Source organism: Leptospira hartskeerlii, assembly GCF_002811475.1.
In the GTDB taxonomy this organism is placed as follows: Bacteria; Spirochaetota; Leptospiria; order Leptospirales; family Leptospiraceae; genus Leptospira_B; species Leptospira_B hartskeerlii.
On sequence record NZ_NPDL01000006.1, the window covers coordinates 177785 to 198416 of the forward strand.

Annotated in this window: 18 protein-coding genes and 1 pseudogene; 7 read left to right on the forward strand and 12 right to left on the reverse strand. The window is 40.1% G+C overall.

The genetic code is table 11. The annotated features are described in order from the left end of the window. Positions 1-4 precede the first annotated feature (4 nt). From CH352_RS12645 to CH352_RS12655, 3 genes are all read left to right on the forward strand, one after another. Positions 5-1594 (forward strand): LA_3751/LA_3752 family putative glycosyltransferase, encoded by a 1590-nt coding sequence (locus CH352_RS12645; RefSeq protein ID WP_100707438.1) that lies wholly within the window; start codon positions 5-7, stop codon positions 1592-1594. Between the two features lie 42 nt (positions 1595-1636). Continuing rightward, positions 1637-2866: an ankyrin repeat domain-containing protein gene (locus CH352_RS12650; protein WP_100707437.1), complete on the forward strand. Its 1230-nt coding sequence runs from the start codon at positions 1637-1639 to the stop codon at positions 2864-2866. A 136-nt stretch (positions 2867-3002) separates the two neighbouring features. Continuing rightward, positions 3003-3809 carry an acyl-CoA desaturase gene (locus CH352_RS12655; RefSeq protein WP_100707436.1) on the forward strand — a complete coding sequence of 269 codons (807 nt, stop codon included), beginning with the start codon at positions 3003-3005 and terminating at the stop codon, positions 3807-3809. A 51-nt stretch (positions 3810-3860) separates the two neighbouring features. On the opposite strand, the gene CH352_RS12660 is transcribed toward CH352_RS12655, so the two are convergent. Further along, on the reverse strand, positions 3861-4340 hold the full coding sequence (locus tag CH352_RS12660) for a hypothetical protein (protein ID WP_100707435.1): 480 nt from the start codon (positions 4338-4340) through the stop codon (positions 3861-3863). Positions 4341-4560: 220 nt separating this feature from the next. Between CH352_RS12660 and CH352_RS12665 the strand changes: the two genes are divergently transcribed. Genes CH352_RS12665 through CH352_RS12675 form a run of 3 tightly spaced genes read left to right on the forward strand, consistent with a single transcriptional unit; the run spans position 4561 to position 8232 of the window. Next, positions 4561-6942, forward strand: a complete 2382-nt coding sequence (locus CH352_RS12665; protein ID WP_100707434.1) for a SpoIIE family protein phosphatase — start codon at positions 4561-4563, stop codon at positions 6940-6942. Between the two features lie 47 nt (positions 6943-6989). Further along, positions 6990-7892 (forward strand): diacylglycerol kinase catalytic domain-containing protein, encoded by a 903-nt coding sequence (locus tag CH352_RS12670; protein ID WP_100707433.1) that lies wholly within the window; start codon positions 6990-6992, stop codon positions 7890-7892. Continuing rightward, entirely contained in the window at positions 7885-8232 is a 348-nt protein-coding gene (locus CH352_RS12675; protein WP_100707432.1) for an STAS domain-containing protein, read from the forward strand. Before CH352_RS12670 ends, CH352_RS12675 begins: the two co-directional genes overlap by 8 nt. Here the strand turns inward: CH352_RS12675 and CH352_RS12680 are convergent. Continuing rightward, positions 8229-9899: a PhoX family protein gene (locus CH352_RS12680; protein WP_100707431.1), complete on the reverse strand. Its 1671-nt coding sequence runs from the start codon at positions 9897-9899 to the stop codon at positions 8229-8231. The two genes, CH352_RS12675 and CH352_RS12680, sit on opposite strands and share 4 nt — an antisense overlap. A 109-nt stretch (positions 9900-10008) precedes the next feature. Between CH352_RS12680 and CH352_RS12685 the strand changes: the two genes are divergently transcribed. After that, positions 10009-10503 carry a hypothetical protein gene (locus CH352_RS12685; protein ID WP_100707430.1) on the forward strand — a complete coding sequence of 165 codons (495 nt, stop codon included), beginning with the start codon at positions 10009-10011 and terminating at the stop codon, positions 10501-10503. On the opposite strand, the gene CH352_RS12690 is transcribed toward CH352_RS12685, so the two are convergent. The 10 genes and pseudogenes from CH352_RS12690 to CH352_RS12730 all read right to left on the reverse strand — a co-directional run bounded on the left by CH352_RS12690 (position 10484) and on the right by CH352_RS12730 (position 20532). Beyond that, positions 10484-11020 (reverse strand): hypothetical protein, encoded by a 537-nt coding sequence (locus tag CH352_RS12690; RefSeq protein ID WP_100707429.1) that lies wholly within the window; start codon positions 11018-11020, stop codon positions 10484-10486. The genes CH352_RS12685 and CH352_RS12690 overlap by 20 nt on opposite strands. 57 nt (positions 11021-11077) lie before the next feature. Further along, positions 11078-12907 (reverse strand): molecular chaperone HtpG, encoded by a 1830-nt coding sequence (gene htpG, locus CH352_RS12695; RefSeq protein WP_100707428.1) that lies wholly within the window; start codon positions 12905-12907, stop codon positions 11078-11080. Further along, a complete protein-coding gene (locus CH352_RS12700) occupies positions 12904-14499 on the reverse strand; it encodes a BatD family protein (protein ID WP_100707427.1) in 1596 nt (531 codons plus the stop codon). The genes htpG and CH352_RS12700 overlap by 4 nt, the downstream gene beginning before the upstream one ends. Next, positions 14496-15209 (reverse strand): TPR repeat-containing protein BatC, encoded by a 714-nt coding sequence (batC, locus tag CH352_RS19220; RefSeq protein WP_341476373.1) that lies wholly within the window; start codon positions 15207-15209, stop codon positions 14496-14498. The genes CH352_RS12700 and batC overlap by 4 nt, the downstream gene beginning before the upstream one ends. Continuing rightward, positions 15195-16193: pseudogene (gene batB, locus CH352_RS19225) on the reverse strand (VWA domain-containing protein BatB); the annotation flags it as partial. The pseudogene batB and the gene batC, both read right to left, overlap by 15 nt. After that, positions 16190-17134: a VWA domain-containing protein BatA gene (gene batA, locus CH352_RS12710; RefSeq protein WP_100707584.1), complete on the reverse strand. Its 945-nt coding sequence runs from the start codon at positions 17132-17134 to the stop codon at positions 16190-16192. The gene batA and the pseudogene batB, both read right to left, overlap by 4 nt. Further along, complete coding sequence (locus tag CH352_RS12715; protein ID WP_100707425.1) at positions 17131-18033, reverse strand: LB_053 family protein; 903 nt, start codon at positions 18031-18033, stop codon at positions 17131-17133. Before CH352_RS12715 ends, batA begins: the two co-directional genes overlap by 4 nt. Continuing rightward, positions 18030-18854 (reverse strand): DUF58 domain-containing protein, encoded by an 825-nt coding sequence (locus CH352_RS12720; protein WP_100707424.1) that lies wholly within the window; start codon positions 18852-18854, stop codon positions 18030-18032. Before CH352_RS12720 ends, CH352_RS12715 begins: the two co-directional genes overlap by 4 nt. A gap of 14 nt (positions 18855-18868) precedes the next feature. Then, complete coding sequence (locus tag CH352_RS12725; RefSeq protein WP_100707423.1) at positions 18869-19867, reverse strand: AAA family ATPase; 999 nt, start codon at positions 19865-19867, stop codon at positions 18869-18871. 11 nt (positions 19868-19878) lie between these two features. Then, positions 19879-20532, reverse strand: a complete 654-nt coding sequence (locus CH352_RS12730) for an LIC20036 family protein (protein WP_100707422.1) — start codon at positions 20530-20532, stop codon at positions 19879-19881. Positions 20533-20632: the final 100 nt, after the last annotated feature.

The window sequence follows — 20632 nt, forward strand, 5'->3', positions numbered from 1 at the left end:
ATAGATGAGATCCATATTTAAAAAAAGAAATCTTCTAGGATTTCTATCCCTACTTCTTTTCTGTGTCTTTCTTATCAAATCATCAAAACCGGAAGTATCTCTCACTTACGATTCCAGAACAAAATCGCTCCAAACACATTCATTAATCCATTCACACTTTGGATCGGAAGAACTTCCCTACCCTGCAAAGTCTATCGATCCTAAAGAAGAATTTCTTCCAATGCCTGCAAATAATTACACTAAATTAGGAGAATCCACTATCTCCGTTTTCCCGATCTTGCTAGCTACACTTGCAACTCCTTTTTATTATTTAGCAGGAAACCAAGGCTTACCTTATTTCAATTTACTCGGAGTATTTATATTCCTTTGGATCTTAAGAAAATTTTGGAAGGCATCTAATACCTTTATAGCTCTCGCATTTTTCGGATCTTATATTCCCATCCTGATGATGGAATTTGCAGAACATACATTGTTTATAGCAATCTTACTCGTTAGCCTCACATTCTTATATAAAAGGAATGGGATCTATGCAGGGATTTTTGCGGGATTATCTATCTGGCTCAGGCATGAAGGAATTGTATTTGCAGGTTGTATTCTTTTTGCTTCTTGGATTAGCGAAGGATTTCCTCCATTTAACAAAAAAATAAAATTGGAGAAGTCTCAAAGCTTTAGATTCGGTCTTGGGTTTGCGTTTATATTTCTAGTTTTCGTCCTATTCAATTATCTTCGCTATTCTTCCTTTTTAGGACCGAGATTCCATGCAAATTATGGAGAGACCGGAGTTGGATTTGTACATAAAATCCAGTGGGCGATCGGTTTTTTATTCTTGAACAAGATAGACGAAACTGTTCGCATCGGATTTTTCATCTATATGCCCTTTGCTCTGATAGGTTTAGGCATTCTTCTTTTCAATATCCGTAAAATTTCCATTAGAAGGAAAACAATTGTTCTCGGAACAGTAATCTTTCTTTTTACGATCCCGTTTTTAGCTCCAAACTACGGATTCTGGGAATGGGGACCTAGGTATTTAAGTGCCGGAATTCCTGCAGTGACCTTGGTTCTACTTTGGTTTTGGAATTATTTCGCGAAAAAGAAAAACAAACTCTTTCAAAAATCTGCATTTGGGGCCCTGATCGCAATTCCTTTGATCATGACATTTATCGGATTGAGCTTTTTAAATCAGTCCAGAAAACAACTTCTAAAAACGTATACTTTATTCCATGAATTGAATGCGGATACGCTCGTATTCCATGATTTTTCCGTAATGTATTTTATGGGAAATGATTACCTATCCAAGAATGTTCTATGCGCTCCTAAGGAAGATTCTCTTTCCCCGTTATTAGGAATAATTGCCCAAAAAGAAAAAGGTAAAAGGATCGTGCTCATCCAGATCAAAGAAGAATTGATCACTCCAGAAAAATTAGAAAAGACCAGAAAAAGTCCTGTTTTTGATATCATGCTCAAAACGGAACCTTGGAAAAGTAAAAATATCTCCTCCAAAATTTCAGAATATTATCCAAATGTGCAAAGAATAGACTCTCCCTTTTTCGACATTTGGGTAGCCGATTTCAACGCCTCTTCAAAATTTAAATAAATTATTGATTGATTAAAAAGGATTTTTTTGTCCAATCATTGGATGAAATTTTCCTCCGGTTTATTCTTCGTAAGCTTCTTACTCTTATTTTCTTTCAGATCTGTTTTTTCGGAAGAGCTCAAATTTGTTCATCCGACAAATGCAGTTGGAGGTACATACTCCGGTATCAAAAAAAGAGCGGAACTTCCCTCTCCTACTGTTTCCGGCACAGGTTTAAAAGCAGTAGCAATCGTTGGCGAAGTGGATGGGAACGAAGGCCCTAAGACCAGAGAATATGTAAATAATATCAAAGGACTTGTAAAAGTTTTAAAAGACAGAGGAGTTTCTGTCAGTGAATTTTATCCTCCTAACAATCCCTGGTCAGGGATCAAAGAAGCTTCACAAAATGCGAATATAGTTTTATACGCGGGGCATGGAGTCGGAACCAATTTAGATCAACCACCTTACGATCAAAGATCAGTGGGCGGATTCTATTTAGGAAAAGAATTCGTTTCTAATGAACAAATTTCTTCCGGTTTAAAACCGGCACCTGGAGCGATCGTTCTGTTTTTAGGAGCTTGTTTCACTGCAGGAAATATGGCATATGATATGGGAGTGATCCGAGACGAAGAGACTAAAAAAAGGATCTCCATGTATTCTTCCCCTTTTCTGGAGACAGGATTTAAAGGTTATTACGCTACTTGGGCGCCTTGGACTGCTCAAACAATCCTAGCATTATTATTTACTAATAAGAACTATGGTGATGTTTATTTCAGCCAAACAAATCCGCAAGAAGTGACTAAAATTTCTCATCCTAGTTCTTCCGGATCTTCGCTATATTATCATACTAAACCTCCTACTTCCAAGCCGGTTTATGATTATGCGTTTGCAGGAAATCCTTCTAATGTTTTGAGATCCGAAAATTCAAACACGGATACCGAAACCAAAATTTCTGAAGAAGAGAAACTGAAACAAAATCGTATCCTAATTTCCAGTTTATATGATAAGAACGAAAACAAATCCTTGGAATCTCTCGAAAATGGCGCTGATCCAAATGCGGATTATCTGGGCTGGAGGCCGATCCATCTTGCGATCGTATTCGATCTTCCTAATGTAGTGAAGGAACTCGTTCGTAAGAAAGCTTCTATCAATGCGCAGGCGGAAGGTTACACTCCTTTGTCCATGGCGATTGCTTATGAGCGCAAAGAGATTGCTGAATTTTTGGAAAAGGAGGGTGGGACCAGAAGTAGAGCCGCTTTTAAAAAACCGAATATTCCAAATTTGAAGAAGTAGAAAAACCTGTCTTTTTTGCGGGGAAATCGGTCTAATGAGACCATAATCGCCTATAAATCTCAAGTTTCCCCTCACATTTTTTGCAACCTGCCCTCCCGAATTGACTCATATCATTTAGAAAAAAAGGGAGCCCTCCATGGCAATCATTCTAAGTTTTTTTGCGGCACACTGGATTTTAGCCGCTTTCGTTCAATCGTTCTATTTACATCGTTATTCTGCTCACCAGATGTTCAAACTGAACCGTTTCTGGGAAAAGTTCTTCTATTTCTTTACTTTTGCTGTGCAAGGTTCCTCATTCCTCAATCCAAGAGCGTATGCAATTCTTCACAGAAGACACCACGCTTACAGTGACACCGCAAAAGATCCTCACTCTCCCGTAGCTTCTAAAGGATTTTTCGATATGATGTGGACCACCGCAGTGGTTTACGAAAACATTTTAGATCGTAAAGAAGAAGTGGAGAAGGATTTCAGAGGAAATTATCCTGAGATCCCTTGGTTTGATCGTTTTGCTGATTCTTGGTATGTTCGTTTGTTCTTCGGAACTGCTTATACTCTTTTCTATATGGCATTCGTTCCTGCAGATGCAGTTTGGTTATATGCTTTATTACCGATCCATTATCTAATGGGACCAACTCATGGCGCGATCGTAAACTGGTGCGGTCATATGTATGGATACCGCAACCATGCAAAAAATCCTGATAATTCCAAAAACACTCTGCCAGTGGACTTTTTGATCATGGGAGAATTGTACCAAAACAACCACCATGCACACCCGAACTCTCCAAACTTCGCGTTCCGTTGGTTCGAGTTGGATATTACTTACCAAGTGATGAAGGTACTACATTTTATGGGGATCATCACTATCCAAAGAGCAGTCTGGACCGAAAAAGGAAGAAAAGAACTTTCTGGTACGGCACCTTCTCCTTTAGCTGATGTAGCTTAAGATTTTTTAACTTAGTGAGTTTGTAAGCCGCTTGGGAACAAGCGGCTTTTTTTATTCTTCTCGGATCCTATCCAAGTCCCCTCTCATCTCTTTGTCGTATTCTTCCATTAAGAGAGGATAAAATTCGGAGCTTAATTCTATTTTTCCGTTCAATACCAATTGGAATAATGCGCGGACCAATTCTTCTTTTTCGAAACCGGTGCAGATCCATTCCAGGAGTTCCAATGCCAAGTCCAGCCTACCTTCTTCCGAGATAGTTTTGCGGAAGATTTCTAAGACCTCTTTTTCTTTTCCAGCTTCCAGGAAACTTCTGAGTTCGACCGGCATACTTTGAAGTAGAAGTTGCTTTTTTGCATTCGGAGTAAAAAGGAATTCTGGCTTTCCTTCGGGCAGATGAGAGTGAATTGCCTTATCTACTTCTTCTTTAGAATGTCCTAATTTGATTAAGGTCCTACCCAAGACCTCTCCTAATACGAAGTCCTCCAAAGGGTGAAACGGAAATCCCTGTTTTTTAGGTTCCTGATCTTCCATCTTGTTAGGGTCCAGAACCGTTTGTCTGCGGTCAAGCAGAGAGAATGGCCGACTAACTACTCATTAGGTGGAATATTTTTGTAACCTGAATTTCACGAAACCTTAGTACGAATGGGATCTTCCCGGTGTAAGTTTTGGGTCTCTTTTTTAAAGAAGAGAAAAGGCTAAAAATACAAAGCGCGCCTTCCCGATCAGGGAGATTCCATTTCCGGAACAATATATGAGTTTTAGACAAAAAATTTTTCTCATTCTTGGAGCAAGTCAGCTTCTATTAGTACTTATTCTTGCGATCACATTTATCCAAATGATCGACCAAGTTAAAAATGAACCTCAGGACAAAAGGGCATTAGACCGCTCGCTGGAGTTCAGGAAGGAACTCAAACATAAGGAAGAAGTTATCCGACTTCTTCTCAAAGAAATAGAAAGAAACCAAAAGACTCTTTCGATTTTAGAAAACGGTTTGGGAAATAGAGGAATCCTTCAAGGCAACCTAGATTACATCAAAGGGATCATGACACAATATGGTCTTTCCATCTTTGAGATCCATGATAAGACAGGACATGTTTATTTTAGATTTCATAGGCCGGCCGATTACGGAGACGATAAGTCAGGACAGAAGATCGTACAAGAAGCTTTGCAAGGTAGGATCGCTTCTACCTTAGAGATCGGTCATAGCGGCCTCGGGCTTAGGGTCACTGCCCCGCTTAAGAACGGCGGGATCATGATGGTAGGCCAAGTGGTGGATGATAAATTTATACAAACAATCACTGGTTCGGAAGACGTTCATCTTGCCATTTATGAAAAAGAAAAACTGATCTCTTTTTCGGACAGTACAATCTCCAAATATTTAGGAGATAGAAAACCAAAGGACCTTTCTGGAATTTCTAGGTTTACTTTGGAAGGAAGACATTATTATCTCACTCAAGTCCCTTATGAGAACCAAGGATTAAGTAATCTTAAACTAGATTTCGTTCTTTTGATAGATGAGACTGAACTTTACGAGTCCACTCGAAACCTTTGGCTCTATTGCGGACTAATCGCTCTCGCAGTATTCGGAGGGATCTTATTCGCATCTTACAGATTCTCCAGAGATATCATAGACGCCGTTAAGGCTCTTAACTTCGCAATGCAAAATCCTAACGAGGACGAATCCAAAATTGTGGATTTAAATCGTTCGGATGAATTGGGGGAAATGGCGGAAGTATTCATCGAAATGAAGAAGGATCTTTTGGATCACCAAATGTTCTTGGAAAAGAAGGTGGAAGAGAAGACCAAAGAATTACAGGAAACATTGGACGATCTTCGAGCTTTAAAAGAAAAGCAAGACGGGGATTATTATCTGACTTCCCTGTTACTTCGTCCTCTTGCTACTACTAAATATGAAAGTCCGAATACTAAAATCAGCGGTATCTTAAGACAAAAGAAAACTTTCGTATTTAGAAAGAGAGAAGCTGATATCGGTGGTGACCTTGTTTCCATCAGCGAGATCACATTATACGGTAAAAAATACCTGAGTATCATGAACTCAGACGCAATGGGTAAATCCATCCAAGGTGCGGGTGGTGCACTCGTAATGGGAACCGTATTCAAAGCAATCGTAACGAGAACCCAACTTTCTAGAAGTAATCAAAAGAAAACTCCTGAAAAATGGCTGAAAGACTGTTATACGGAATTACAAAACGTGTTCGTTACATTCGACGGTACAATGCTTGTTTCCGCACTACTCTGCCTTCTAGATGAAGAAACAGGAGCATTATATTCTATTAATGCAGAACATCCTAATATGGTACTATATCGAGATGCAAAAGCCGGCTTCTTGGATTCTGACTTCCCTATCCGCAAACTCGGCTTCTCCGAAAACACGACAGAACCTTTAGTGAGAGTGGATAAACTGGAAGCAGGAGATAAGATCTTCTTAGGATCTGACGGAAGAGACGATATTCTTCTTTATGATCCGAATTCTCCGGACCCTGTGATGAACGAGGATGAGTTCTTATTCTTAAGATTTGTGGAACTTTCCGGTGGAAATCTGGAAGATCTAGAAAGATTAATTAACGCTGCAGGAGAAATTTCTGACGATTTAAGTCTTTTGAGCATAGGTTATAAAGAAGCAGAAGTTTCTTCTTCTCGCGCAAAAATGATTTCGGAAGAATACAACAAACTACTTCAGATCGGGATCAAAGAATATAAAAAAGGAAATACCGAAAAGACTAAAGAAGTTTTTGCGCAAGCATTAGAGATAGACGATTCGGATCCGGCTCTTTACAAACAAATGGCAAGGATCTGCATCAACGCAAAGGAATTCGATGAAGGAGCGAAATATACGGAGGCTTATCTTTCCAAGATCCCGTTCGACAACGAATATATCTTCTATCTTTCCTATTGTCTCAGAAAAACTAAGGATTACTGGAAGTCTTTGGAATTTGCAGAAAAACTCAGATCCAGAGAACCTGAAAATATTAGAAATCTAAAACATTTGGTGGCTCTGTACAGACTTACCGGAAATCGAATGAAGTTCAGGGCAACTATGTCCGTTCTGAAATTGATCCTGGCAGACTCGGGCCCTAAGACAAATAATTCTTCGGAACCCGCATTGGTTTGATTTTTTTCGTTTTCTGGAAGACATAGATCCGTCCAAATTGGTAATCCATGTCGACGGAAAAGCGAAAAAAGATCGAATCTGTTCTGGTAGTTATTAAAAGAACAAAGTACGAATTAGATCTGGAGAGTTACGGCTCTCTGGATGAATTCAAAAGAGTAGCGGAGATCCAAAACGATTCCTTCTCTAGGATCTATAATTCTCATCTCAGACAGATCCAAAGTAGAGAAGAATTAAAACGTACTTTCCCGAATGGAAAGTTTATCTTTCGAGAAGAATTAGAAAATATAGATATAGCCGTTTATGATCTGGTGATCGCGTTAGGCGGGGACAATCATTTTACTTACGTTGCCCATCATGCATTGGACAATTTAGTTCTGGGATGTAATTCCGATCCTGAAACTTCCGTAGGAGCCCTTCTATCCTTTCATACCTCCGATATCTCAAAGGCGGTTTCCCAAAATTGGGAGAATATCATAATAGAAGAATGGCCCAGGATCAATGTTAGGATCGAATATCCGAATGGCAAAGCTATAGAAACATTCCAGGGGATCAGTGAAATTTCTATCCGAAATAATAGCCCCGACTTAACGAGCCGATTTTTAATCTCTCACGAACAGGTATCCGAAGAACAGAAATGTTCCGGCCTTCTCGTATATACCGGAGCGGGTTCTACTGGTTGGGTTATGTCTTGCGAAAATAAAGACGTAAGCTTTGACAAGCAGGAGCCTTATTTCAAAGTGTACTGTAGAGAGTTGCGTAAGAAGGAAAGTTTCCAGTACAAGCTGGATCACTTCACAGTTCACAATTCTTTCCGTCTAATATCCGAAATGCGCGGGGGGATCTCAATCGATTCCTTGGCGGAACGTATTTACGATTTCCCTCCCGGGGCAAAAGCGGACTTTTCCGTTTCTCCGGAAAGATTGCGGGTGGTGGTGCAAAAACATGGATAGTTTGAAAATTCTAGAACAGGATGCAGGCAAAGAGATCAGAGTATATTTGGTTTCCGGCAGACTAGACGAATCCACCTTCCCCCTATTTAAGGAAAAAGTATTGGATGTAAGTCATACAAACAATATCGTTTTAAACTTATCCGATCTTAAATATGTTTCCAGCTCAGGCATTCGTGCAATCTTCGAATTAAAGAACAGACTTACTGGAGAAGGTAAAAAACTTCTTCTTACGGAAGCGGGAGAGAAGGTCATACAGATCTTCAATCTATTAGGTCTTTGGAAACCTTTTGCTCATTTTGAAAAAGAAGAAGACGCAATCGCTGCTTGTCTTAAAAACTAAGCCCTTCTAATCGCGACCACTCCTGGCCTAGGTATATCCCCTTTTGTTCTAGCGGGCCAACGGCTTGTAGGAAGATCATAGTCCTTGGTATCTTCTCCAGGATGTTGTACCGATAAAAATAAAAACTCTTCGTCAGGTGTAAACCATGGGCCAGTGAGTTCTGCACCGATTGGAGCAGATGCAAATTGGAAAGCCTTGCCCGCGTCTTCTCCGCTTGTAGGAATAAAGAACAAACCGTTATTGCCGAATTTTTTAAAGATGGATCTTCCAAGCAAACGAGTGGTCATGTCCGTCACCATCCAAAGATTTCCGGAAGAATCAAAAGCCAAATTATCAGGAGAAGAAAATCCGCTCTTCCCTCCCCCGGCAACAAACACTTCGAACTCGAAACGAACCGATTCAGCATCAGAATTCTCTTCTTTGATGCGAACGATCTGTCCATAAAAATTTCCATGAGAATCGTTATTAGTAAAAGAAACAAAAACAGATTTATCTAATGGATGCACTTCCAGATCTTCCGGTCTATCCATTGGAGTCCCGCCTGCAGTTTTCGCAGCGTCCCTACATGATACCAAAATATCAGCTTGGGTCTTAAATTTAGGATTTCCTTCTTTATCTTTTGCGTTTTTTAGATTCGGATTTTTTTCCAGATCCAGAGGAACCCATACGCATTTTTCAAAATTACCAACGTATAATGTCCCTTCATCTAGAAGTTCTGTGTTTAATTTTCCTTTTTTAGGATCGAAATTTTTTTCAGACACGAACTTATAAACGCATTGGTCCTTGGAATCATCTCCCATATACACAACTAACTTTCCGGAAGGAGAAACTGTTAATGCAGCATTCTCATGGGAAAATCTTCCAAGTGCGGTATGTTTTACTGGAATGGAAGAAGGATCAAAAGGATCTACTTCGATGATCCAACCGTATTCTTTGGAGTCTTCCAATTTGCAATCTTCTACGACCATTTCATAGTTCTCTTCGCAAGAAAGAACAGTATTCCATAATGTTTGTCCACCGGAACAGTTTGCAAATGTTCCGTGCACTTTTGTTTTACCGGAAATTGCATCTGAACCGGCCGCCGGACCTTTCAGTTGGAATTCCGACCTTCCATTTATTCTTCTCCCATACTTAGATTCAGGATCTAAAACCCAGGAGCCTTTTGATTTACGTAGTCCGATCACTGAACCCCCCAATGAATACAGATATTTTTCGATCTGTTCAGGAGTTCTATTATTAGGGCCTTTTTGATTATAGTCGTATCCGGTAACATAATATTCTAATTCGTTTAAGTATTCGTGATTGGTCCAAAGAAGTGCAGAGTTTGGATCGTTCGGAAATTGGAAGAAGCAGTTAAAATCGGCAGCATAGCCGAAAGTATCTCCCTTGGAGTTGATCTTATCTCCGTAAACTGCGATCAGATCGTATGTAAAACCGGCCGCTAAGACCAGCTCATCTTGTGTATTAGGACGTAGAGGTTTAAAATTACTTCCTGGAATTTTGGAAGAGATCTCTTTTTTCGTTTTTGAAGAAGAAGGATGTGAAGAATGTACTTTTTTAGGATGCTCTTTTGCAGGATCCGAAAACAGATCCAAGGTCCGGGCAGCAGTCAAAGCAAGCATCCCCTTTCCCATATATTTCAAAAAGTCGGATCTAGATACCTTCATATCCTAAAAATATTGTACCTGACTCTATGGACCATTCGTTTTTTCTTCCTACAGAAAAAGGAAACTTGGTTGTAATATTCCCTGTCGAAAAAGATGATAAAGCTTGAGAATGAAAACGAACTCTACCCCATTCTATAAGATCCTTTTTATCATGGGCTGGGTTTCTCTTGCGTTCTTTCTTCCTCTTTCCGTCGCAGTTTATTGGGAAAATAAAAGTTTAGAATCGATCTACAAAAACTTGTCTCTTCCGGGAAACAAAGAGTTCGGAGTTCTAGTAGAAAATACAAAACTCAATAAGTTAGGCAGAACCGTAAATGTGTACACCTATATGGTGCCGGACGAACAGGGTAAAAAACACGAGGTCACGGAAGAAGTGGACCAGACCACGAACAGAAGAATGAGAGTGGGAGATACAGTTCAGGTCCGCACTTTAGTTTGGAATAGTTTCGGAAAGACAAAGATCCTAGGTAGGATCGTTGGGAACACTGCCCCACCTCCCGGTTTCGGTTTTATGCAGGACTTTTTGTTATTCGGGATTTTGTTCTCTTTCGGGCTGGTATTAGTCAGCCTTTACTTCAGAACGTTCAAGGCTGAGGTAGAGTAGTAGAATTAAAAGCGCTGTCCTTTTTAAAGATCAGCTGAACCTGGTAAGGCTCTTGTATATATCTGGCGGGATTCATCTCGTACGAAATAAAACAGTAATACTTTTCGTAGACAATTACGAACATAAAGTCTCTAAATTTTAAATACTGCATTTGTTTTCTGATCCCACGCATCCAAATGGAATCTTCGTAAACTCGCTCGTATCTTACTGAGTTTGCGTTTATTTTTTTGAGTTCTTCCGAAGTCATTTTTTCCGGATCTCTTTTTCTCAACTCAAGTTTTAAGGAGCGGATCAGATTGTATTCCAACTTCTCCTTTTCCAACACATCTAGATTAGGAAGAGTTTTAAAATAATATTCGTAATATTCCTTATCTAAGGACCTGCCGTCCTTATGCACTTCCCCATCCTCCTCGATTGACTCGGAGGACGGTTTGCCCTTGCTAGGCTCTTGAGAATATAAGCCGGCAGAGGTCAGTAAAATCAGCGTTAATAAAATCGGGAAAATCGGTGTCCGCATACCGGTACCAATAAAGATATCGGTACGATCCCCAATTTCCCCCTTTTTTTTTCGGAATTAATCCGAGGAAAGATCTTCCAATAGGTCTCTTTGGCGGCGGATTAAATCACTCAATTCTTCCTCTCCGATCAGCTTGGCACCTAACAAGGCCAGATCGTACACGGAACGGGCCAATTTTTCCGCCTTCTCCGGACGCGCACCCTTGGAAAGACCAAGGATGTTTTTAACCAATTTAGATTTGCGATTCAGAAGAAGAGTATGATTCTTTAAGAAGTCACCAGCCTTTTGTCCGTACATCTGGCCCATATCGGCCAAACGTCTCAGTTGTTCCGGTAATAAAATTACGGCAGGAATATCCTCCGACTTCAATGCTTCCGTTTTAATTTCCACACCTTCTTTCGAAATAGCCTTAGTAAAAATTTCCTTAAGCCTATCTTCCGTGGTTTTGTTATCTTGGTCTGCGAGATCAGGGCCTGCATCCTTATCCAAAACTTGGTCGGCAAGTTCTGAATCCACTCTTTGGAATATCCAATCAGGGTTTTTACTCTCTAAAAACTGTAAGAAATGGTTGTCTATGCGAGAATCCACAAGCAAAGCTTCCAATCCTTGGGACTTAAGAAGATCCATATATACGGAAGAAAGTTCTGCTTCCCCCGCATAATATACTTTGCCGGAATTCTTTTCCTTATTTCTTTCTACATATTCTTCCAGCTTTGTCAAATCGCCGTTAGATGAACGGAAGAATATCAAATCCTTTGCTGATTCGTAAAATTTTTCATCAGTCATCATCCCATACTTAACGAAAAGAGAGATTTCTTCCCAGTTCTTACGGAACTCGTCCGGATTTTTGGTCCATTCTTCCTGCAGTTTATCTGAAACTTTTTTAACGATATGAGAAGATATCTTTTTTACCAAAGGATCATTTTGCAAATAAGATCTCGAGACGTTCAGAGGAAGATCGGGAATATCCAGAGTTCCTTGTAGAACGGTTAAAAATTGAGGCACTAACTCTTTTGCTTCATCAGACACAAACACATGATTACAATAGAGTTTGATCCCCATTCGATTTGCATCTAACTCATGTTTGAGTCTTGGGAAATACAGGATCCCTTGTAGCCTAAAAGGATAATCCACATTTAAGTGAACATGAAATAAAGGCTCTCCTGCAAAAGGAAATAGATACTGATAGAATTCATCATATTGTTCTTTTTTAACGGAAGAAGGTTGCTCACTCCATAATGGGGTTTGCTTATTCGCCTTCTCTTCTTTTACAAAGATCGGAACAGGAAGAAAATCACAGTATTTACGAACTAGTTCCTTTAGTTTCCAAGAATCCAAGTATTCTCCGGAATCTCCATCCAGATACAGACTGATCTTGGTCCCTCTCTCGGATCTTTCTCCTGCTTTTAAGGTAAACTCAGTGCCTGATTCACTTTCCCAAATAACGGGAACACTTCCTTTTTTATAAGACTTGGTTTCTATTTTTACCTTGGAAGAAACCATAAAGCTAGAATAAAATCCCAGACCGAAATGGCCGATAATCTCAGGCTTATCTCCTTCCGATTGGTATTTTTTTACGAACTCTTCTGCGCCTGAAAATGCGATCTGGTTGATATAACGGTTCACTTCTTCATCGGTCATCCCGATCCCGTTATCTTGGATGGTTAAGATCCTGGTTTCTTGGTCGAAATCCAGATCGATCCTATAGTCTGTCCCTCCTTCGAATTCCTCGTTCAAGGAGACTTTTTTGAGTTTAGCAATTGCATCACATGCGTTGGAAACTAATTCTCTTAAGAATATATCTTTTTCAGAATATAACCATTTTTTAATAATTGGGAAAATATTCTCCGTTTCTACGGAGATCCTACCTTTCACTTCTTCGCTCATTCGGATCCCTCCTCTTTTAATTTTTCAGACAACCAATTTGAGATCCTAATCAGAGTTGCTTTGGAAGAAGGTCCCAGACTTTTATAAGTTTCAGTCAACGGAACCGTGTCGGACTTCCAACTCGCGAGAAGACTTGCCTCTTCCTCCGGCAATCCCTTGGTCATCACAGAATGTTTCAAAACAAAACCTCTTTTGGAACCTATCCAGAGGTCAAGTCGTTTCAATATCACTTCGGCTTGATACTTCTTACGCAGCGTTAAAACCGTAAATGTACCTATCCCTATAAATACGAAAGAAAGAAGGATAGATACTACTATAAAAGATCCACCCTTACTTCCTGTATCCTCAGTCGTAATTTCCTGTTTCGGTCTAGGAGGACCGATCTCCAAACCTGGAAAACGAAGAGAAACAGATTCATATCTACCTGATCCAGGATTGAAAAAAGTAAATTTCAGATCTTCCGGTTTCCAAATTCCCTCTTTTTTAGGAAGTACTGAATAATGATAAGAATGATTCAGATAAAATCCGAATTCTCCTGGGCCAAGCTCTCTAAAATCTCTTTGCAGTCTTGTTTGCAAAAAAGTGATCTCTGGATAACAAGAAGGATCGCATCCACTTAATAAGGGATCCTTAATGGAAGATAGGTTCCCATTACCTGAGATGGTCAACTTGAACTGAAAAGGCTCTCCTAAAAAGGCTGTTTTAGGATATTCTTCTAAACCTATCTTAAAATTGCCTACTGCCCCTTTAAATTCCGACGGAGTAGGAGAAGGTAAGTCCTTTACGAAAATTTTACTCGGGATCGTCTTAATACTTCTCATATGAAAGAATGACTGCTGTCTCCCTTCTAAATGAAAGACTGTAGAGCCTAAAGAGTATTCCCCCTTTCTCAAAGGTGTCAGAATGAATGTTTCTTTATTATAAACTGCAGTTTCGAATTCTAATCCTTCGTAAATCACTTGTTCCGGGATTAAAAGATTAATTCCGGAAAGTGCCTCACTTCTAAAATAAGGAAATTCGATAGAACTGGAAAAATCCCGATCTATATAAGGGCGTATTGCATTTCTATAATATAAGGTAAAAAATCCTAAAATAGGCTCCCCCACCCAAACTTGATCCTTGTTCGTTCTGAATAATACCTTCAAGTCCCCATCTTCAGGACCTTCTGCTTCTTCATTAAAAAAGTAACGATTAGAAAAGAATCCGGAAGACTTATTCGTAGTGGAACTTCTGGGAGAAATTTCCAATGCCATCTTTCCTGATTCGACTTTTTGTCCGTCGACTTCTACTTCTATCTCCGGGACGGAAAAACGCCCTGGCGCTGAGACTGTTAGCCTGTACTTAATTAATTTTTTACGATATACTTTAAAATTTACTATAGTGGTATTTTCTTCAGTGCCCCAATAAACTGCCTTGATCCCTTGTCCGGCCCATTCTTTTTCGATCAAACGAACCTGAGCACCACCTTCCGTTTCTAAAATAATAAATACTGCATCTCCCAGATCTGCCCTAGTTTGGCTAAGATAAAATTTGGGACCTTGCGCGAATAAAGGAAATGCTCCTAATAATAAAAGAAGAAGGAAACGTTTCACCAGAACACCTCTTTGTTCCGGGAACCTGGACTTCTTCTTTTTACTGAATCCAAATCCATGGACTCCATAATCCGATCTAATTCGTCTTCGATCTTGGATTTGTTTTTATCTTTCTGTTCCTTTCCTGCCCCGGACTTAGATTGTTTTTCGACCTTCTCTTTTCCTTTGGAACCTTGTTTAGATGCGGAAGACTTGCCTTCTTTCTCCTCAGATGTATTCTCTTTGTTTTCTCCTTCCGGAGGAGGAAGTTTGCGCAACCATTCTAAATTCTTCTTAGCAGATTCTAAATTAGGATTTTCTTTTAAAGAACGAAGATAATGTTCTGCTGCTTTTTTACGATCCCCTAATTTTAGATAAGAGTTTCCTAAATTAAAATGAGACTGCGCTCTAAGCCCAGAATCTTTTGAATCTGCAGACTTTTCAAAATGACGGATTGCCTTGTCTAGATTTCCGGACTTATATTCGCAATCTCCCCGATTGAATTCTAATCTAGGATCTTCCGGAAAATAAGGATCTGCTTCTTTGTATCTTTCTAAAGAATTTTTATAATCTCCTTGTTCGTAGGAGTTCCTACCCTCTTTGATCCGATTCCCTCCCGGATCCAACTCAAAAGAATAGGTTTCTCTTCCCCAGAGTGAGAAAAGGAGCAATAAACCCGGAGCGACTTTTTTAGAAAGTTTTACCAAAAATCTTCCCCAGAATTCTAACACAAAGAAATCAAATAATAAAAGTAGGAGCGCAGGTACGAGAAACTTTTTGGCTCCTTCTGCCCTCCTTAAATTACGAATTCTTTGTCCTGTGTTTTTTTCCATGGACCCGATCCAGGATTTTATATCGCCAATCTCAGGACTTTCAGAATCTAGAGATAAAAATCTGCCTTCGTTTGCAGAGGCTAGTTCTTTTAGAAATCCAGGATTGGATTTTGAAATAATAACGCCTGGAGAATTTTCATAAGGAGCCAAGGATCCGTCTTTAGTTAAGAAACCATACACGCGAGAACCGTCTTCTGAATATCCGATCGGACCTCCTGTTGGAGTTCCTACAGACCAGACCCAAACCTCAGCAGGAAATTTTACGATACTAGGAGAATCCATATCCTCTCCATCCGAGATCAAAACCAAAATACGATTTCGTAATACTTGATTTGAATTCAGGACTTCTTCCGCTTTTTTGAATGCAGACTTCAGATCGGTCCCTCTATCTCCCACTATATCCACATCCAAACCTCTTACATACTCTGAAAATGCACGAGTATCCGAAGTCATGGGGCAATATACAAATGGAGAAGCGGCAAAAACGATCATACCAAATCTGTTTCCGTTCAATTGAGGAAGAAGCCTCAGGATTGTTTCTTTTGCTCTGGTTATGCGAGAAGGACGAGTATCCACAGATTGCATAGAAAGACTTACATCCACCAAGAATAGAAAGTCCACACCTCGGGAGACTTCCTCTTCCTTAGACTTGGTCGATTCAGCTCTTTGGTAGGCAAAATAAGAAAGATAAAATACGGAAGCAATCGCAAAGATCCTTGCGAGCACTATATAGAAAGGTGGGACCTTGGATTCTCTTTGCAAGCCGGGATAAGATTTTTTCCAACGGCTCCAATAAAAATAGAATGTGAGCTTAAATAAAGAATAAGCAAAGAAGATCAGCCCAAGCGAGATCCAAAAAGATTCTAAAAAAGTTTCGTTCATACGTAGTACCGAAACACCCAAGATCTCAAAAGTAGATCCAAGCCCAATAACGCGAGCGCATAGGTCAGAAAAATTAAGGATTCTGACTCTCTTACTTCTTCCGGAGGCAGGATCAAAAGATCTTTTTCCAAAGAGTCGATGGAGGCCAAGACCTCTCTTAGCTCGCTGATATCTTCCGCCCTATAAAATACTCCTCCTGTTCTTTTGGAAAGTATATCCAAAATTTCGAAATTTACTTCGTAAGATTGATCTTCTTTTCCGATGCCGATGGAATAAATTTTTACCCCTACACCCCTTGCAATCTCAGTAGCAGTCACTGGATCTATACGACCGGTATTAGAAGCGCCGTCCGTTATGAGGACTATTACCTTGGATTTTGCAGGAGACCTGCGTAATCTATAACAGGAGAGTATAAGTGCATCTCCTATAGCTGTTCCTTGTTCTGGAACTGTCTCTTCTTCTGCTTGGCCTAATATTTCTTCCAACACTTCTCTATCGCTTGTCAAAGGAGATTGCAGGTATGCTCCTCCCGCAAATACTACCAACCCCAAACGATCATTTTCTCTTTTTCTAATAAACTCTTTAAGTAATTTTTTAGAAACTCCTAAGCGGGTCTCGGGTAAGAAGTCCCTGCTTTTGGACATGGAGCCGGATACGTCCAATGCCAGAATAATATCCACTCCTTTGGTCTCATCCGGAAGGAATCTATATCTTTTCCCGGGACCTGCGACTGCGATTACAAACAATGTCAATACAATTGGGCGAACTAACGGAGCTATCGAAGATAAAAACCGCTTTAGAGAGAATGTTCCGGATTGGATTTTTCCGGGGATTCTAAGTTCGATTCCAAGTGCTGGTTCGTTTTTCCAATAAGAATAGACTGTCCAGATCCAGATCGGGATAATTAGAAGAAGGTAATATGGAGATTCCCATTCAGTCATTTGGAAAGCGCCTCCTTCCAATAATCCCAAGCCTTCAGCGCTTCGGAAGAAGGGATCTCCACTTCTTCTCCGGAATATTGGGCCTTACGAAAAGTATTCTCCCAATTTTTAACTTCCTCTTCTTCCAATCCGAATGAATCATAAATACGTTGGAATAATTCCGCTTCGGTCAGATGCGCGAATGGAGCATTCATCTTTTTGGACATATTCTCTCGAATATAACCTGATAATACTCTATAAAAAGTCCTGGCAAATACCGGAGGAGTATTGATGATCTCGTCCAATTTACTTTCGTATATTAGAATTTTCTGAACCCAAGGATCCGCCTCTACAAGTGCATCCATAGTTCTTTTAGATGCTGTTTGATTCAAATACCAAGCATAGAAAATCCCCAAACCTAAAGCGGCAAGGCCCGCGATGATTGCCGCCAATTTCCAGCCGTATTTCCCTGAAAATTCCAGAGGCGGTAGGATCTCCTCCGGAGTTTTGTCCTTCTCCCCAATGGAAGTAAGAACAGTCAGAGCTGCTTCAGAGAGAAATTCTTTTCCGTTCTTATCTTTCCAAACAATTGGCAAATAGAATTTTCCAGAATTATAATAAGCAACGATTAACTTGATCTTTGTCTCTGAAATTTCAGAAGAGATCACTTCGAATAATGGAAGATCTGGAGAATCAGGATCAGGATACATTCCTTTAGAAGGGATCTCAGGATTCTGAATTTCTCCCTGTTGGAATTCCAACAGATATTCCGCCTGTTCTCCGATCCCTACTTCCTTCGGTTCCCAATCTTCTTTCCAAGCAAATGACGGAACTGAAAAGAGCAGCAGAGATGAATAGAATACATAGTAGAAAAATTGAATACGATCCAAAGATCTTCGACGGAAAACTCCCGCCTTCATGACATACTTCTCCAATATTCCAGGAGTTTGTTTGGGTCGGTATCTTTTCCTTCCAATTCCAAACATCTGGACTTAAACAAAAATTCCAGATTCTTTTTGATACTTTCTCCTACAGGAGAAGGAATAGCGCCTGTTTCAGGATCTTTTAACAAGAAGAATTGGAAAAAACCTTTAGGGGCACTTTCTTCCAGACGGTCCTTAAATCGGATCGCATGTAGAGTATGAAATCTTCTAAGACCTGTAAGTCTTTTTAAAGAAGGAAGTCCATGAAAATCGGAAAGTATATAAGAATCAGTGTATCTTCTGATCCTGTTTTTTAAGAGTACGAATGGAAGTTTAGGATCTGTTTTTAGTTTTTTATGAGGATAAGTACGAACCTTCTCCAATGCAGAAAGAGCTTCTTCCGTATTTCGGATATAACCGGTTTCCCATTCCAATCGATCCGAATAGAGTAGAATTTTAGCGAGATTTCCTTTTCTTACATAAAGTAAAACTAATAGAGCTAAAACCTGGAAAGCATTCTCCGCCTTAGTCCATTCTGAACTGCTCCAATCCATCGATTCGGAAACATCCAGAAAAAAAACGCCAAGTCTTTCTTTCTCTTCGTAGAATTCTCTTACATGTAATTCTCCGAATCTGGAAGTGACATTCCAATCTATAAGTCTTGTATCATCACCGACAGCATAAGGGCGAACATCTTTGAAGTCCACTCCCCTGCCCTTTCTGGAACTCGTGGCCGTACCTTGTCTGTTTCGAAGAGAAAATCCTCTCTCCTTAAAATCCAAAAGTTGGATCAGGTTTTGGTATTCTTTACGGAACATTTTAGTCGATTAGATCAAAGTATCTGGGTCGCGTCCGAAACGATCCGAACCACAGATTCTATCCCCACATCCTCAGAAATTGCTTCGAACGTAAGTAAAATTCTATGACGAAGTATCTCAGGAAGAACAGCCTTCACATCTTCCGGTGCCACATAGTCTCTTCCTTCCCATAATGCCTTTGCTTTGGATGCTTTGAGTAGGCTCAAACTGGCTCTAGGAGAAGCTCCATGTTTTACATAGGGAAGAAGATCCGGAACGGTTTTTTCTTCCGGGCGAGTATTCCTTACTAAACGAACAATATAACTTTTTAATTTAGGTTCTACGTGGACTCTATCCACAAGAGAAGAGATCTTTAATACATCCTTAGCAGTTGCAGTTTTTTTAATACGTTTTGGACCAGCCGCTAGCTTGCCATGCTGCTCTAAAATTGCAAGTTCCTCGTCTATATCAGGATAATCCACAAGAACCTTCATAAAAAAACGGTCCATTTGCGCTTCCGGTAACGGATACGTTCCGTCTTGATCGATCGGGTTCTCTGTAGCCAGCACTAAGAAGGGCCTCTCCAAAGGAAAAGTATTCTCTCCTATGGTGACTGTTCTTTCTTCCATACATTCCAAAAGAGCAGACTGTACTTTTGCAGGGGCCCTATTGATCTCGTCCGCAAGCAATACTCCGGTAAAGATCGGGCCTTTACGTGTAGTGAATTCTCCATTCTTTGGATTGAACACGATCGTCCCGATCAAGTCAGCAGGAAGAAGGTCAGGCGTGAACTGCACTCTTTTAAAATCCAGATCCAATGCGGAAGATAATGATTTTGCCAGAAGTGTTTTTGCAAGTCCTGGCATCCCCTCTAAGAGAACATGTCCTTGGCAGGCTAAAGAGATGAGTAGATTTTTCACTACTGCTTCTTGTCCTGTGATCTCTCCGGTTAGTTCTTGGCGGATCCGATCTAAAGTATCTTTTGCAAAATGGATATCAGATTCGGATAAGGGATCTTTAGCGATGGATTCCATACTATTTCCTATTAACGTTCCGCAAGCCAACGGCCGGAACTATTCGTACCTTGGTAAGCTCCTTGGATCTTTTTACCGTCCAAGTCTCCTGTGTAAGTTTGGGTAAAAGGAACGTTACTCCCTATCTCCGAACATCTTGCTCCTGCACAGGATCTCACAAAACGAATGGATTTGCCCGTCACTCGAATACCCGTCAGGATCTCGTTTGATCCTTTTCCCCAATTCGTAAAACGTAAAGTAGCTCCTATCCCTCCTGTCTTGCGAGGAAAAATACTCAATACGCCCTTATGAGTTCCAATTTGTATCCTATAAGTCCCTACAAATGATTTTTCCGGATCGCTCAAAGGTACTTGGTTCGGATTTAAACTTTGGGGATCCTCTAAAAACTCTATTTTCTCCACCGTTTCCAGAGGAATAGAAAAATCAGGATCTTGTAATATTACATTTTTAGAATTTAAGGAAACTAGAGTCCCTTCGGTAAAGGAACCACTATAAGTTACCTTTGCCTGACGATTTATAGAGCTGCATCCTCGGGCGAAATATCCAAGCAGGAAGAATAGAGGAGCTGCCACTAATATCCCTAAACTAATTTTTTTGAGATCGTTATTTGTGATAATTTTTTCCAAGGCATTTTCCTTTCTGTATCCATGTTGGAGTTCCAACATGGATTAGAGAAGAATTTTACAGATTGAGAAAAGCATTTATAAATATTGGAAGCCCGGAACATTTACTCTCCGAGCTTTTCATACTTAAGAAATTGAAATA

Bases quoted from the DNA above. Each gene is read 5' to 3' on its own strand.
- CH352_RS12645 (WP_100707438.1), top strand. From the start codon at position 5: ATGAGATCCATATTTAAAAAAAGAAATCTTCTAGGATTTCTATCCCTA.
- CH352_RS12650 (WP_100707437.1), top strand. From the start codon at position 1,637: ATGAAATTTTCCTCCGGTTTATTCTTCGTAAGCTTCTTACTCTTATTT.
- CH352_RS12655 (WP_100707436.1), top strand. From the start codon at position 3,003: ATGGCAATCATTCTAAGTTTTTTTGCGGCACACTGGATTTTAGCCGCT.
- CH352_RS12660 (WP_100707435.1), bottom strand. From the start codon at position 4,340: ATGGAAGATCAGGAACCTAAAAAACAGGGATTTCCGTTTCACCCTTTG.
- CH352_RS12665 (WP_100707434.1), top strand. From the start codon at position 4,561: ATGAGTTTTAGACAAAAAATTTTTCTCATTCTTGGAGCAAGTCAGCTT.
- CH352_RS12670 (WP_100707433.1), top strand. From the start codon at position 6,990: ATGTCGACGGAAAAGCGAAAAAAGATCGAATCTGTTCTGGTAGTTATT.
- CH352_RS12675 (WP_100707432.1), top strand. From the start codon at position 7,885: ATGGATAGTTTGAAAATTCTAGAACAGGATGCAGGCAAAGAGATCAGA.
- CH352_RS12680 (WP_100707431.1), bottom strand. From the start codon at position 9,899: ATGAAGGTATCTAGATCCGACTTTTTGAAATATATGGGAAAGGGGATG.
- CH352_RS12685 (WP_100707430.1), top strand. From the start codon at position 10,009: ATGAAAACGAACTCTACCCCATTCTATAAGATCCTTTTTATCATGGGC.
- CH352_RS12690 (WP_100707429.1), bottom strand. From the start codon at position 11,020: ATGCGGACACCGATTTTCCCGATTTTATTAACGCTGATTTTACTGACC.
- htpG (WP_100707428.1), bottom strand. From the start codon at position 12,907: ATGAGCGAAGAAGTGAAAGGTAGGATCTCCGTAGAAACGGAGAATATT.
- batA (WP_100707584.1), bottom strand. From the start codon at position 17,134: ATGACTGAATGGGAATCTCCATATTACCTTCTTCTAATTATCCCGATC.
- CH352_RS12715 (WP_100707425.1), bottom strand. From the start codon at position 18,033: ATGAAGGCGGGAGTTTTCCGTCGAAGATCTTTGGATCGTATTCAATTT.
- CH352_RS12720 (WP_100707424.1), bottom strand. From the start codon at position 18,854: ATGTTCCGTAAAGAATACCAAAACCTGATCCAACTTTTGGATTTTAAG.
- CH352_RS12725 (WP_100707423.1), bottom strand. From the start codon at position 19,867: ATGGAATCCATCGCTAAAGATCCCTTATCCGAATCTGATATCCATTTT.
- CH352_RS12730 (WP_100707422.1), bottom strand. From the start codon at position 20,532: ATGTTGGAACTCCAACATGGATACAGAAAGGAAAATGCCTTGGAAAAA.